This window comes from Pseudomonas sp. MBLB4123, from assembly GCF_051904775.1.
GTDB classification, from domain to species: domain Bacteria; phylum Pseudomonadota; class Gammaproteobacteria; order Pseudomonadales; family Pseudomonadaceae; genus Aquipseudomonas; species Aquipseudomonas benzenivorans_B.
Genome location: NZ_CP196711.1, coordinates 2,967,967 through 2,980,382 on the forward strand (window position 1 = coordinate 2,967,967; position 12,416 = coordinate 2,980,382).

The 12,416-nt window shown below is 67.3% G+C and carries 14 protein-coding genes; 8 read left to right on the forward strand and 6 right to left on the reverse strand.

Annotation, left to right across the window (positions count from 1 at the left end; genetic code table 11):
* Positions 1-32 precede the first annotated feature (32 nt).
* The 4 genes from ACSX1C_RS13645 to ntrC all read left to right on the forward strand — a co-directional run bounded on the left by ACSX1C_RS13645 (position 33) and on the right by ntrC (position 3,923).
* Complete coding sequence (locus tag ACSX1C_RS13645) at positions 33-587, forward strand: DUF4124 domain-containing protein (protein WP_439886571.1); 555 nt, start codon at positions 33-35, stop codon at positions 585-587.
* A 2-nt stretch (positions 588-589) separates the two neighbouring features.
* Positions 590-1,204 (forward strand): DUF4124 domain-containing protein, encoded by a 615-nt coding sequence (locus ACSX1C_RS13650; RefSeq protein WP_439886572.1) that lies wholly within the window; start codon positions 590-592, stop codon positions 1,202-1,204.
* Between the two features lie 197 nt (positions 1,205-1,401).
* Positions 1,402-2,490: a nitrogen regulation protein NR(II) gene (glnL, locus tag ACSX1C_RS13655; RefSeq protein WP_439886573.1), complete on the forward strand. Its 1,089-nt coding sequence runs from the start codon at positions 1,402-1,404 to the stop codon at positions 2,488-2,490.
* Complete coding sequence (ntrC, locus tag ACSX1C_RS13660; protein WP_318644713.1) at positions 2,487-3,923, forward strand: nitrogen regulation protein NR(I); 1,437 nt, start codon at positions 2,487-2,489, stop codon at positions 3,921-3,923. The genes glnL and ntrC overlap by 4 nt, the downstream gene beginning before the upstream one ends.
* Positions 3,924-4,198: 275 nt before the next feature.
* On the opposite strand, the gene ACSX1C_RS13665 is transcribed toward ntrC, so the two are convergent.
* Positions 4,199-4,639, reverse strand: a complete 441-nt coding sequence (locus ACSX1C_RS13665; RefSeq protein ID WP_439886574.1) for a hypothetical protein — start codon at positions 4,637-4,639, stop codon at positions 4,199-4,201.
* Between ACSX1C_RS13665 and trmL the strand changes: the two genes are divergently transcribed.
* Positions 4,638-5,096, forward strand: coding sequence for a tRNA (uridine(34)/cytosine(34)/5-carboxymethylaminomethyluridine(34)-2'-O)-methyltransferase TrmL (gene trmL / locus ACSX1C_RS13670; RefSeq protein ID WP_439886575.1), 459 nt, complete (start codon positions 4,638-4,640; stop codon positions 5,094-5,096). The two genes, ACSX1C_RS13665 and trmL, sit on opposite strands and share 2 nt — an antisense overlap.
* 67 nt (positions 5,097-5,163) lie before the next feature.
* Here trmL and secB read toward each other — a convergent pair whose 3' ends face one another.
* The 3 genes from secB to ACSX1C_RS13685 are packed head-to-tail and all read right to left on the reverse strand — an operon-like array spanning position 5,164 to position 6,362.
* The gene (gene secB / locus ACSX1C_RS13675; RefSeq protein WP_439886576.1) at positions 5,164-5,649 is read right to left on the reverse strand and encodes a protein-export chaperone SecB; all 486 of its coding nucleotides are present in this window, start codon (positions 5,647-5,649) and stop codon (positions 5,164-5,166) included.
* A gap of 43 nt (positions 5,650-5,692) precedes the next feature.
* Positions 5,693-5,947 carry a glutaredoxin 3 gene (grxC, locus tag ACSX1C_RS13680; RefSeq protein ID WP_439886577.1) on the reverse strand — a complete coding sequence of 85 codons (255 nt, stop codon included), beginning with the start codon at positions 5,945-5,947 and terminating at the stop codon, positions 5,693-5,695.
* A gap of 1 nt (position 5,948) precedes the next feature.
* Positions 5,949-6,362 (reverse strand): rhodanese-like domain-containing protein, encoded by a 414-nt coding sequence (locus ACSX1C_RS13685; protein ID WP_439886578.1) that lies wholly within the window; start codon positions 6,360-6,362, stop codon positions 5,949-5,951.
* A 145-nt stretch (positions 6,363-6,507) separates the two neighbouring features.
* Here ACSX1C_RS13685 and gpmI point away from each other — a divergent pair, with 145 nt between their 5' ends.
* The 3 genes from gpmI (at position 6,508) to ACSX1C_RS13700 (ending at position 10,735) form a co-directional block, all read left to right on the forward strand.
* Complete coding sequence (gpmI, locus tag ACSX1C_RS13690) at positions 6,508-8,043, forward strand: 2,3-bisphosphoglycerate-independent phosphoglycerate mutase (protein ID WP_439886579.1); 1,536 nt, start codon at positions 6,508-6,510, stop codon at positions 8,041-8,043.
* A gap of 107 nt (positions 8,044-8,150) precedes the next feature.
* Complete coding sequence (locus ACSX1C_RS13695) at positions 8,151-9,392, forward strand: murein hydrolase activator EnvC family protein (protein ID WP_439886580.1); 1,242 nt, start codon at positions 8,151-8,153, stop codon at positions 9,390-9,392.
* Between the two features lie 32 nt (positions 9,393-9,424).
* Positions 9,425-10,735: a S41 family peptidase gene (locus ACSX1C_RS13700; protein WP_439886581.1), complete on the forward strand. Its 1,311-nt coding sequence runs from the start codon at positions 9,425-9,427 to the stop codon at positions 10,733-10,735.
* A gap of 62 nt (positions 10,736-10,797) precedes the next feature.
* On the opposite strand, the gene ACSX1C_RS13705 is transcribed toward ACSX1C_RS13700, so the two are convergent.
* Both ACSX1C_RS13705 and ACSX1C_RS13710 read right to left on the reverse strand, forming a co-directional pair.
* A complete protein-coding gene (locus tag ACSX1C_RS13705; RefSeq protein ID WP_439886582.1) occupies positions 10,798-11,553 on the reverse strand; it encodes a substrate-binding periplasmic protein in 756 nt (251 codons plus the stop codon).
* A 130-nt stretch (positions 11,554-11,683) separates the two neighbouring features.
* Positions 11,684-12,400, reverse strand: coding sequence for a substrate-binding periplasmic protein (locus ACSX1C_RS13710; protein ID WP_439889423.1), 717 nt, complete (start codon positions 12,398-12,400; stop codon positions 11,684-11,686).
* Positions 12,401-12,416: the final 16 nt, after the last annotated feature.

Genomic DNA, 12,416 nt, shown 5'->3' on the forward strand with positions numbered 1-12,416 from the left:
CGCTTAGCGGCACGACACCCGGGAGATTGGCCATGCGCCTCATGCTCGCCTGCCTGCTGCTGGTCCTGACCCTGCCGGCCAGCGCACAGATCTACAAGTACACCGACGCCAACGGCAATACGGTGTTCACCAACCAGCCGCCGGACGGCAGCGCCGCGCAGAGCATCGAGCTGCCGCCGACCAATACCGTGGAGATGCAGGCTCCGAGCGCACCCGCCGCCAGTGCCGGCGGCACGACCGCGTCGGCACCGCCCTACCGCACACTGCGCCTGACCGGCCTGCCCGACGACGAGGCATTGCGCGCCAACAACGGCACCTTCAGCGTCGGGGTGTCGATAGCGCCGCGCCTCGCCGCCGCGCATCGTCTGCGCCTGCTGCTGGACGGCCAGCCCTACGGCCAACCCAGCCGCACGCCGCGCCTGCAGCTGACCAATGTCGACCGCGGCGAGCACAGCCTGGCGGTCGAGGTGCTCAGTGGCGAGCAGGCGATCCAGCAGAGCCCGACCGTCACCTTCACCGTGCAACGAGTCAACACCAGCAGCCCGGCCCTGCGCCCGCCACCTCCGCCACCGACTCCGGCCCCCTGACCATGCGCATCGCCCTGCTCTGCCTGGCCCTGCTGTGTCTGCCGCTGCACGCCGAGGTCTATACCTACATCGATGCCGAGGGCAACCGGGTCTTCACCGACCGGCCCAAGCCCGGCAACGCCCAGCGCATCCAGCTGGCGCCGGCCAACGGCATGCCCGCGCCTCCCCGTCCGGCACCGCCTGCGGTCGCCCCCGGCACGCCGCAGGCACCGGCCTACCAGCTGTTGCGCATCCTGGTGCCGGAGCCCGATGCGACCGTGCGCGACGGCGCCGGTAACCTGATCGTCACCGCCAGCAGCGACCCGGCCCTGCTCCAGGGCCACAGCTATCGCCTGCTGCTGGACGGCCAGGCCCTGGGCGAGCCCAGCCGCAGCCCGGTGTTCCCCCTGGAGAACATCGATCGCGGCACCCACCAGCTGGCCGTCGAAATCATCGACGCCGATGGTCGCACCCTCGAACGCACCCCCAGCCAGCCCTTCCACATGCAGCGCATCTCCCTGGCGCAGAAGCGCAGGATCAAGCCCTGCCAGAAGGGCGATTACGGCGTGCGCCCGGAATGCCCGCTCAAGGACAAGCCTGCCGAGAAGAAGGACATCCCCCTGGTCCCCTTCATCTAAGCGCTTGCCGCTCACGCACCAACCTGGTGCAACAGAGTGCCCCGCCTTTCTATACTCTCCCTGTTTTGGTTCGCCCACGCCGCCCGCCCTGCGCCGATGCACAGCCGCCGGCGCCGATCGTGCGCGTTTCACGCGTCTTTTCGGGGCTTTGGTTTGCTTCTTGCATTTTCCAGCCCATTGCCAGAAAGCCCTCGCCTATGACTATCAACGACGCCCTGCACCGCCTGCTGCTCGACAACCTGACCACCGCGACCCTGCTGCTCAACGGCGAACTGCGCCTGGAGTACATGAATCCGGCGGCGGAAATGCTCCTGGCCGTCAGCGGCCAGCGCAGCCACGGGCAGTTCATCAGCGAGCTGTTCACCGAGTCGGCCGAGGCCCTGAGCGCGCTGCGCCAGGCGGTCGAGCAGGCCCACCCGTTCAACAAGCGCGAGGCGGTGCTGACCTCGGTGACCGGCCAGACCCTGACCGTCGACTATGCGGTGACCCCCATCCTCAGCCGCGGCGCGACCCTGCTGCTGCTGGAGGTCCACCCCCGCGACCGCATGCTGAAGATCACCAAGGAGGAGGCGCAGCTGTCCAAGCAGGAGACCACCAAGCTCTTGGTGCGCGGCCTGGCCCACGAGATCAAGAACCCCCTGGGCGGCATCCGCGGCGCCGCCCAGCTGCTGGCCCGCGAGCTGCCGGCCCCGGACCTCAAGGACTACACCGACGTGATCATCGAGGAGGCCGACCGCCTGCGTAACCTGGTCGATCGCATGCTCGGCTCGAACAAGCTGCCGTCGCTGACGCCGACCAACGTGCACGAGGTGCTGGAGCGGGTCGCCAGCCTGGTCGAGGCGGAGAGCCAGGGCGGCATCATTCTGGTGCGCGACTACGACCCGAGCATCCCCGACCTGCTGATCGATCGTGAGCAGATGATCCAGGCCGTGCTCAACATAGTGCGCAACGCCATGCAGGCCATCGCCACGCAGAAGCACGACCTGGGCCTGGGGCGCATCACCCTGCGCACCCGCACCCTGCGCCAGTTCACCATCGGCCACACCCGCCACCGCCTGGTGGCGCGCATCGAGATCATCGACAACGGCCCCGGCATCCCCCAGGAGCTGCAGGAGACCATCTTCTACCCCATGGTCAGCGGCCGCGCCGAAGGCACCGGCCTGGGCCTGGCCATCACCCAGAACATCATCAGTCAGCACCAGGGCCTGATCGAGTGCGAGAGCCATCCCGGGCATACCCTGTTCTCGATCTTCCTGCCGCTGGAACAAGGAGCATCTGCTGCATGAGCCGAAGTGAAACCGTCTGGATCGTCGACGACGACCGCTCCATCCGCTGGGTCCTGGAGAAGGCCCTGCAGCAGGAAGGCATGACCACCCAGAGCTTCGACAGCGCCGACGGCGTGCTCGGCCGCCTCAGCCGCGAACAGCCGGACGTGATCATCTCCGACATCCGCATGCCCGGGGCCAGCGGCCTGGACCTGCTGGCGCGGATTCGCGAGCTGCACCCACGCCTGCCGGTGATCATCATGACCGCCCACTCCGACCTGGACAGCGCGGTGGCCTCCTACCAGGGCGGCGCCTTCGAATACCTGCCCAAGCCCTTCGACGTCGACGAGGCGGTGTCCCTGGTCAAGCGTGCCTTCCAGCACGCCCAGGAGCAGCAGAGCCTGGCGGCGCCGGTGGAGCAGCCACGCACCCCGGAGATCATCGGCGAAGCCCCGGCCATGCAGGAGGTGTTCCGCGCCATCGGCCGCCTCTCGCACTCCAACATCACCGTACTGATCAACGGCGAGTCCGGCACCGGCAAGGAGCTGGTCGCCCATGCCCTGCACCGCCACAGCCCGCGCGCCGCCTCGCCGTTCATCGCGCTGAACATGGCGGCAATCCCCAAGGACCTGATGGAATCGGAGCTGTTCGGCCACGAGAAAGGCGCCTTCACCGGCGCCGCCAACCTGCGCCGCGGTCGCTTCGAGCAGGCCGACGGCGGCACCCTGTTCCTCGACGAGATCGGCGACATGCCGGCCGACACCCAGACCCGCCTGCTGCGCGTGCTGGCCGACGGCGAGTTCTACCGGGTCGGCGGCCACACCCCGGTCAAGGTCGATGTGCGCATCATCGCCGCCACCCACCAGGACCTGGAAAACCTGGTGCAGGCCGGCAAGTTCCGCGAGGACCTGTTCCACCGCCTCAACGTCATCCGCATCCATATCCCGCGCCTGGCCGACCGCCGCGAGGACATCCCCACCCTGGCCCGCCACTTCCTCAGCCGCGCCGCCCTGGAGCTGGCGGTGGAGCCCAAGCTGCTGAAGAGCGAGACCGAGGACTATCTGCAGCACCTGCCCTGGCCGGGCAACGTGCGCCAGCTGGAGAACACCTGCCGCTGGATCACCGTCATGGCCTCCGGCCGCGAGGTACATATCGACGACCTGCCGCCGGAGCTACTGGCCCAACCCCAGGACAGCATGCCGGTGAGCAGCTGGGAACAGGGCCTGCGCCAGTGGGCCGACCAGGCCCTGACGCGCGGCCAGTCCAGCCTGCTCGACAGCGCCGTGCCGGCCTTCGAGCGGATCATGATCGAGACCGCCCTCAAGCACACCGCCGGCCGCCGCCGCGACGCCGCCGTGCTGCTGGGCTGGGGGCGCAACACCCTGACCCGCAAGATCAAGGAACTGGGCATGAAGGTCGACGGCGGCGACGAGGATGACGGCGACGACCACTGAGCCGTCTTCATGCGACACAGTAACAAAGCGGGCCCGGTGCCCGCTTTTTCTTGGCCCTCGGCATGCGCCTTCTCGGCGCCCGACCGCCCCGCACTGCACCGCCACGGTACAGGAACGCTCCGCCAGATCCCCCGGCAACCGCCTGCGGCAGGGCCGAAACCCACCATTCCCGCGACCCCGAGGTCGACGTAACAAAACTGGCATAGCAGCTGCATAGACTCAGGCACTCCCAGTTTCGGGGACCTTGGTACAGGCAGGCCGGGGACTCCCCGCTTTTATTGCTCCGCCAGGCTGACCCTCAGCCGCCAGCGCCCGTCCACCTCCTCGGCGTGCCACTCGCCGCGCAGGGGACGGGCCGCCACCAGCCGCAACACCAGCTCGCGTTGCTCCCGCTGCAAGCGCCAGTTCACCGCCCTACCCTGCAGCCGCAGCTGACCCTGCTGCTCGCGCCCCAGGGTCTCCACCCGCAGCACGTAGGTACCGGCGATGTGCCTGGCGCGGACCTTGGGCGCCTCGTTGAACCACAGGTGCAGGCCCTGCCCGACCAGCTCCACCTCCTGCAGGCGCAGTTCGGCCGGCTGCAGCAGGCGACCGATCATCATGCCGATGAGGAAACCGAACAGCGCCAGCGAGGCGAACACCCGCAGCCAGGGGCGCGGCCGCTCGCCGCTATCGGAGGTAGAATGCCGACCATCATCAGGCCCGGAGCCGCGCATGTTTCACGTAATCCTCTTTCGACCGGAAATCCCACCGAATACCGGCAACATTATCAGGCTGTGCGCCAACAGCGGCTGCCACCTGCACCTGATCGAACCCCTGGGCTTCGAACTGGACGACAAACGCCTGCGCCGCGCCGGTCTGGACTATCACGAGTACGCCCCCCTCAAGCGCCATAGCGACCTCGACAGCTGCCTGCAGAGCCTCGGCCAGCCGCGCCTGTTCGCCTTCACCACCAAGGGTTCGCAGCCCTTCCACGAGGTGCAGTACCAACCCGGCGACGCCTTCCTGTTCGGCCCGGAAAGCAGCGGCCTGCCGGCGGAGATCCGCGATGCCCTGCCCGCCGAACGCCGGGTGCGCCTGCCGATGCGCGAGGGTTGCCGCAGCCTCAACCTGTCCAACACCGTGGCCGTGGCGGTCTACGAGGCCTGGCGCCAGCAGGGTTTCGCCCTGTAAGACGGTCGCCGCGCCGCCAACAAAAAACGCCCCGCAGGGCGTTTTTTGTTGGCGAGAAAGCCGTGGCTCAGTTGGCCGGGGTCTGCTCGGTGCTCTGCTGCATGCGCTTGAGCTCCTGGGCATAGAGCGCATCGAAGTTCACCGGCGCCAGCATCAGGGCCGGGAAGGAGCCGCGCACCACCAGGCTGTCCAGGGTTTCCCGCGCATAGGGGAACAGGATGTTCGGGCAGAAGGCCCCCAGGGTGTGGCTCATGGCCGCCGCCTCCAGGCCCTTGATCAGGAAGATACCGGCCTGCTGCACCTCGGCGATGAAGGCGGTTTCCTCGCCATTCTTCACCGTCACCGAGAGGGTCAGCACCACCTCATGGAAGTCGCCGTCCAGGGTCTTCTGACGGGTGTTCAGGTCCAGGGAAACGCTCGGCTTCCACTCCTGGCGGAAGACTTCCGGACTCTTCGGCGCCTCGAAGGACAGGTCACGGATGTAGATGCGCTGCAGGGAAAACTGCGGGCTCTGTTCGCCCTGGGCGGCGTCACTGCTGGCTTGTTCAGTCATGGCAAATCCTTGTTGTTGGGGTACTAGGAAGGGGCTATTGATCTCATGCCTTGAGCAGCGCGTCCAGCTTGCCGGCACGCTCCAGGGCATGGAGCTCGTCGCAACCACCGACATGGGTCGCGCCGATCCAGATCTGCGGCACCGAAGTGCGCTGCGCCTTGCGGGTCATCTCGGCGCGCAACTCGGGCTGACCGTCGACCTTGATCTCCTCGAAGTCGACACCCTTGCTGGCCAACAACTGCTTGGCGCGGATGCAGTAGGGGCACCAGTCGCTGGAGTAGATGGTCACGGCCACCATGTCACTTCACCAGCGGCAGGTTGTCGCCACGCCAGCTGGCGATCCCGCCGGCCAGCTTGGCCGCGTTGAAACCGGCCTTCTTCAGCTCGCGGCTGGCGGTGCCGGCCTGCTGGCCCATGGCGTCGACCACGATCAGGGTCTTGGCCTTGTGCTTCTCCAGCTCGGCGATGCGCGCGGCCAGCTTCTCGTAGGGGATGTGCAGCGCCCCGACTATGTGCCCGGCGGAAAAGTCCTTCTGCGCGCGCACATCCAGCACCAGGCCCTGTTCGCTGTTGAGCAGCGCGGTCAGTTCGCGGCTGCTCAGGCTCTTGCCGCCCTTGAGCAGCTCGGTGAACACCAGCAACGTCAGGAGGACGACGAAGGATCCGCTCAGTACATAGTGGTTAGTGACGAATTCAATCAGGTTGGCAAGCATCGTGCGGTTCCGGGACGGTAAAATGCCGGCCAGTATACACAGCCCCACAGGCCGACCAAAACCCGCCCGGCGGTGACGTCCACGGCACTTGGCCGTAGAATGGCGGGCCTTTTTTCGCCCCTTCCCAGCAGAGCGAGCCAGCCTTATGAGCGCCACGCCCAAACCCCTGGTCCTGATCATCCTCGACGGTTTCGGCCACAGCGACACCCCCGAGTACAACGCCATCCACGCGGCCGCCACGCCGGTCTACGACCGCCTGCGCGCGACCCAGCCCCACGGCCTGATTTCCGGCAGCGGCATGGACGTCGGCCTGCCGGACGGGCAGATGGGCAACTCCGAGGTGGGCCACATGAACCTCGGCGCCGGCCGCGTGGTGTACCAGGACTTCACCCGGGTGACCAAGGCCATTCGCGACGGCGAATTCTTCAAGAATGCGGCGATCTGCGCCGCGGTGGACCGGGCGGTGGAGGCCGGCAAGGCCGTGCATATCCTCGGCCTGCTGTCCGACGGCGGCGTGCACAGCCACCAGGAGCACATCGCCGCCATGGCCGAGCTGGCGGCCCGCCGCGGCGCCGAGCGGATCTACCTGCACGCCTTCCTCGACGGCCGCGACACCCCGCCCAAAAGCGCCCAGTCGTCCATCGAGCTGCTCGACGCCACCTTCGCCAAACTGGGCAAGGGCCGCATCGCCAGCCTGATCGGCCGCTACTTCGCCATGGACCGCGATAACCGCTGGGACCGCGTCGAGCAGGCCTACCAGCTGATCGTCGACGGCCAGGGCCAGTTCCAGGCCGACGACGCCAGCGCCGGTCTGCAGGCCGCCTACGAACGCGGCGAGAGCGACGAGTTCGTCAAGGCCACGGTCATCGGCGCGCCGGTGCGGGTCGAGGACGGCGACGCCGTGGTGTTCATGAACTTCCGCGCCGACCGCGCCCGCGAGCTGACCCGCGCCTTCGTCGAGCCGGGCTTCGCCGAATTCCAGCGCCCGCGCGTGCCGCAGACCGCCGGCTTCGTCATGCTCACCCAGTACGCCGCGAGCATTCCGGCGCCCAGCGCCTTCAAGCCGGAGCCCCTGACCAACGTGCTCGGCGAATACCTGGCCAAGCAGGGCAAGACCCAGCTGCGCATCGCCGAGACCGAGAAATACGCCCACGTCACCTTCTTCTTCTCCGGCGGCCGCGAGGAGCCGTTCGAGGGCGAGGAGCGCATCCTCATCCCTTCACCGAACGTCGCCACCTACGACCTGCAGCCGGAGATGAGCGCCCCCGAGGTCACCGACCGCATCGTCGAGGCCATCGAGCAGCAGCGCTACGACCTGATAGTGGTCAACTACGCCAACGGCGACATGGTCGGCCACACCGGCGTATTCAGCGCCGCGGTCAAGGCGGTGGAGTGCCTGGACGCCTGCGTCGGGCGCATCGTCGCGGCCCTGGACAAGGTCGGCGGCGAGGCGCTGATCACCGCCGACCACGGCAACGTCGAGCAGATGGAGGACGCCTGCACCGGCCAGGCCCACACCGCCCACACCTGCGAGCCGGTGCCCTTCATCTATGTCGGCAAGCGCCCGGTCAGCCTGCGCCAGGGCGGCGTACTGGCCGACGTGGCGCCGACCCTGCTGGCCCTGATGGGCCTGGAGAAACCGGCGGAAATGTCCGGCACCAGCATCATCGCCCTGCAGTAAGCGCGCGAAGCACGTCGACGCCCCACTCCCTGCGGACTGGGGCGTTTTTTTTGCCCGTGACCACGGGCATACTAGGGTCGTTCCCCGCCCCCGGTGTCGCCATCCCCATGTTTCGCGCCCTCGTCCTGATTCTCCTGTCCTGCCTGCTCGCCCCGGCCTTCGCCGACGACAAGGCCGACGCCCAGAAGCAGCTGGAAGCCGCCCGTGCCGACGTGGCCGAGCTGAAGAAACTGCTGCAGCAGCTGCAGCAGGAGAGATCCGGGGTCCAGAATGACCTGCAGAAGACCGAAACCGAGATGGGCCAGCTGGAGCAGCAGGTCAAGGGCCTGCAGCAGGAGCTGCGGCAGAGCGAAGAGGAAATCCAGCGCCTCGACAGTGAGAAAAAAAAACTCCAGGGCGCGCGCCTTGAGCAGCAACGGCTGATCGGCATCCAGGCCCGCGCCGCCTACCAGGGCGGGCGCCAGGAGTACCTCAAGCTGCTGCTCAACCAGCAGAACCCGGAACAGTTCTCCCGTACCCTCACCTATTACGACTACCTCAGCGAAGCGCGCATGGAGCAGCTGGCGCTGTTCAACGAAACCCTGCGCCAGCTGCACAACGTCGAGCAGGACATCGCCAGCCAGCAGGCCTTGTTGCAGGAGCGCAAGAGCGCCCTCGACAGCCGCCGCGAGCAGCTCGCCCAGGCACGCCAGGAGCGGCGTCAGGTGCTGGCCAAGCTGAACCGGGAATTCTCCGCCCGCGACCGCAAGCTCAAGGCCCGCCAGCAGGAACAGCAGCAGCTGGCCCGGGTGCTGAAGACCATCGAAGAGACCCTCGCCCGCCAGGCCCGCGAGGCCGAGCAGGCACGCCAGCGCGCCCTGCTCGCCGCCCGCGAGCGCCAGAGCGCCCCCGCTGTGGGGGGCGCCAGCGGGCCGCTGGTCAGCGCCGGCGCGGCCTTTGGCGGCCCCTTCGCCAAGGCCCGCGGCAAGCTGCCCTGGCCGGTCGACGGGCGTCTGGTGGCGCGCTACGGAACCCCCCGCGGAGGCGACGCCCGGGCCAAATGGGACGGCGTGCTGATCGGCGCCGCCGCCGGCAGCCAGGTGCGCGCGGTGCATGGCGGGCGGGTGGTATTCGCCGACTGGTTGCGCGGCGCCGGGCTTCTGGTCATTCTCGACCATGGCAATGGCTATCTCAGCCTGTACGGGCACAACCAGAGCCTGCTGAAAGACCCCGGCGACCTGGTCAAGGCCGGCGAAGCCATCGCCACCGTCGGCACCAGCGGCGGCCAGGACACCCCGGCCCTGTATTTCGCCATTCGCCAGCAGGGCCGCCCCAGCGACCCGGCCCAATGGTGCCGCGCGCAAGGATAGGCGCCACCTTATTCCGTAGGAGTTAGTTCGACATGTCGCATCTGTCTCGCCTCACCCCCCTGGCCCTGAGCATCGCCCTGCTCGGCGGCGCCCCCCTGCTGCAGGCGGCGGAAACGCCGAATGCGGCCGCCCCCCAGGTGAGCGACAAGGCACCGCTGCCGCTGGAGGACCTGCGCACCTTCGCCGAGGTGCTCGACCGCATCAAGGCTGCCTACGTCGAGCCGATCAGCGACAAGACCCTGCTGGAGAACGCCATCAAGGGCATGCTCAGCAACCTCGACCCACACTCGGCCTACCTCGACATCGACGCCTTTCGCGAGCTGCAGGAGAGCACCAGCGGCGAGTTCGGCGGCCTGGGCATAGAAGTCGGCATGGAGGACGGCTTCGTCAAGGTGGTGTCGCCGATCGACGACACCCCGGCCTCCAGGGCCGGCATCCAGCCGGGCGACCTGATCATCAAGATCGACGGCCAACCGACCAAGGGTCTGTCGATGCTCGAGGCGGTGGACAAGATGCGCGGCGAGGCCGGCAGCAAGATCCAGCTGACCCTGGTGCGCGAGGGCGGCAAGCCATTCGACGTCGAGCTGACCCGCGCGGTGATCAAGGTCCGCAGCGTGAAGAGCCAACTGCTGGAGGACGGCTACGGCTACCTGCGCATCACCCAGTTCCAGGTCAACAGCGGCGACGAGGTGCTCAAGGCGCTGAACAAACTGCGCAAGGACAACGGCAAGAAGCTGCGCGGCCTGGTCCTGGACCTGCGCAACAACCCCGGCGGCGTACTGCAGGCTGCGGTCGAGGTCTCCGACCACTTCCTCAAGGAAGGCTTGATCGTCTACACCGAGGGGCGCATCCCCAACTCCGAGCTGCGCTTCTCCGCCGACCCGGCCGACCCCAGCGAGGGCGTGGCGCTGGTGGTGCTGATCAACGGCGGCAGCGCCTCGGCCTCGGAAATCGTCGCCGGTGCCCTGCAGGACCACAAGCGCGGCGTGCTGATGGGCACCGACAGCTTCGGCAAGGGCTCGGTGCAGACCGTGCTGCCACTGAACAACGACCGCGCGTTGAAGCTCACCACGGCGCTGTACTACACGCCCAGCGGCCGTTCGATCCAAGCCCAGGGCATAGTGCCGGACATCGAGGTGGCGCGCGCCAGGTTGACCCGCGAGCAGGACCAGGGCGACTTCAAGGAAGCCGACCTGCAGGGCCACCTGAGCAACGGCAATGGCGGCGCCGACAGGCCCAGCAAGGGCAAAACCGCGCGAGCGGCACGGCCCCAGGACGACGACTACCAGCTGGCCCAGGCCCTCAACCTGCTCAAGGGCCTGGACATCACGCGCGGCAACTGAACGCGGATCGCAGACACGAAAAAGCCCGGACTCAGGTCCGGGCTTTTTCGTTGCAGCGACGGTTACAGGTAGCTGTTGGTCATGTCGTCGACGAAGCCTTCGCTGCGCAGCTCGTCCAGGGCCTTCTGCAGGCGCTGCACCACCTCGTCCGGGGTCTCCTTGTTCAGTGCCAGGTACAGCTCCGCGTCGTTGAAACGCAGCACGGTGGTCAGGCCGCTGACCCCCTCCTGCTTGGCCAGGTAACGCCCCACCGGATCGGTGGTGGCCCACAGGTCGATCTGCCCCTTGAGCAGCTTCTGCACGTTCAGCTGATCGCGCAGCGCATTGATCGGCTGCAGGCCCTGGCTTTCCAGGTGCTGGCTGACCGCATCGTTCTTGTAGGCGCCGATCTTGTACTGCGCCGCCTCTTTCAGGCTCGCCACGCTGAGGTTGTTGCCCGGGGCGGCGAGCAGTACCCAGCCGCTCTTGGCGATGGGCCCGACCCACTTGAACAGCGGCTGGCGCTCGGGGGTGAAGGTGGTGGAGAACAGCCCGTAATTGGGCTTGTCCAGGGTCAGGCGATAGAGGCGGTCCCAGGGAAAGCGCAGAGACAGGCTGTAATCGATGCCGGCGCGCTTGAACATGGCGCGGACGATCTCCGCACTGATGCCGTCGATGGCGTCGTCGCGGGCGAAGTTCTTGTCGTCCACCGCCATGTTGAACGGCGGGAAGTTCTCGGTCAGCAGCACCACCTTGTAGCCGTAGGGCAGCTCGGCCTGGGCCGTGCAGGCACTGAGGATGAGGCCGAACAGCAGGCCGATTTTCATGGATTTCAACATAAGTCTCCCCGCTTGCTTGATTTGTGATTATGGCTAGCGGCTGCCCTGCTTGGGCGAAGCCCCGGCGACATATGACGCTTGGCGTCGACCGTCCTTGGTGGTGCGCCGGCTTGTGGCCGGCGCACGGGTCTTACAGGTAGCTGTTGAGGATATCGTCGACGAATCCTTCGTCGCGCATCTTGTCCAACTCGCCCTGCAGCTTCTGCACCACTTCGTCCGGCACCTCCTTGTTGAGGGCCAGGTACAGCTCGGCGCTGTCGAAACGCAGGACCGTCTTCAAGCCGGAAATACCCTCTTGCTTGGCCAGGTAGCGGCCGGCCGGATCGCCGGTGGCCCAGAGGTCGATCTTCCCCTCCATGAGCTTCTCGGCATTCATCTGATCACGCAGCGCGGTGATCGGCTGCAGGCCCTGCTCCTCCAAGTGCTGGGCGATGGCGTCGCCCTTGTAGGCGCCGACCTTGTACTGCTTGGCCTGTTCCAGGCTGCTCAGGCTGATCGCGCTGTCACCCCTGGCCAGCAGCACCCAGTCGTCCGGGCCGATCGGGCCGACCCACTTGAACAACGCCTCGCGCTCCGGCAGGCGCGCGGTGACGAATACACCGTAGCCCGGCTTCTCCAGCGCCAACTTGTAGATGCGGTCCCAGGGAAAGCGCAGGGTCAGGTTGTACTGGATGCCGGCACGCTTGAACATCTCGCGCACGATGTCCACGGCGATGCCGTCGAGATTGTCTTCCTGGGCGAAATTCTTGCCGTTGATCGCCATGTTGTAAGGCGGGAAATTCTCCGTCAGCAGCACCATGCGGTAATCCGGGTCGACCTCGGCATGAGCCGCGCTCGCCATCAACATCAGGGTGCCGGTGCAG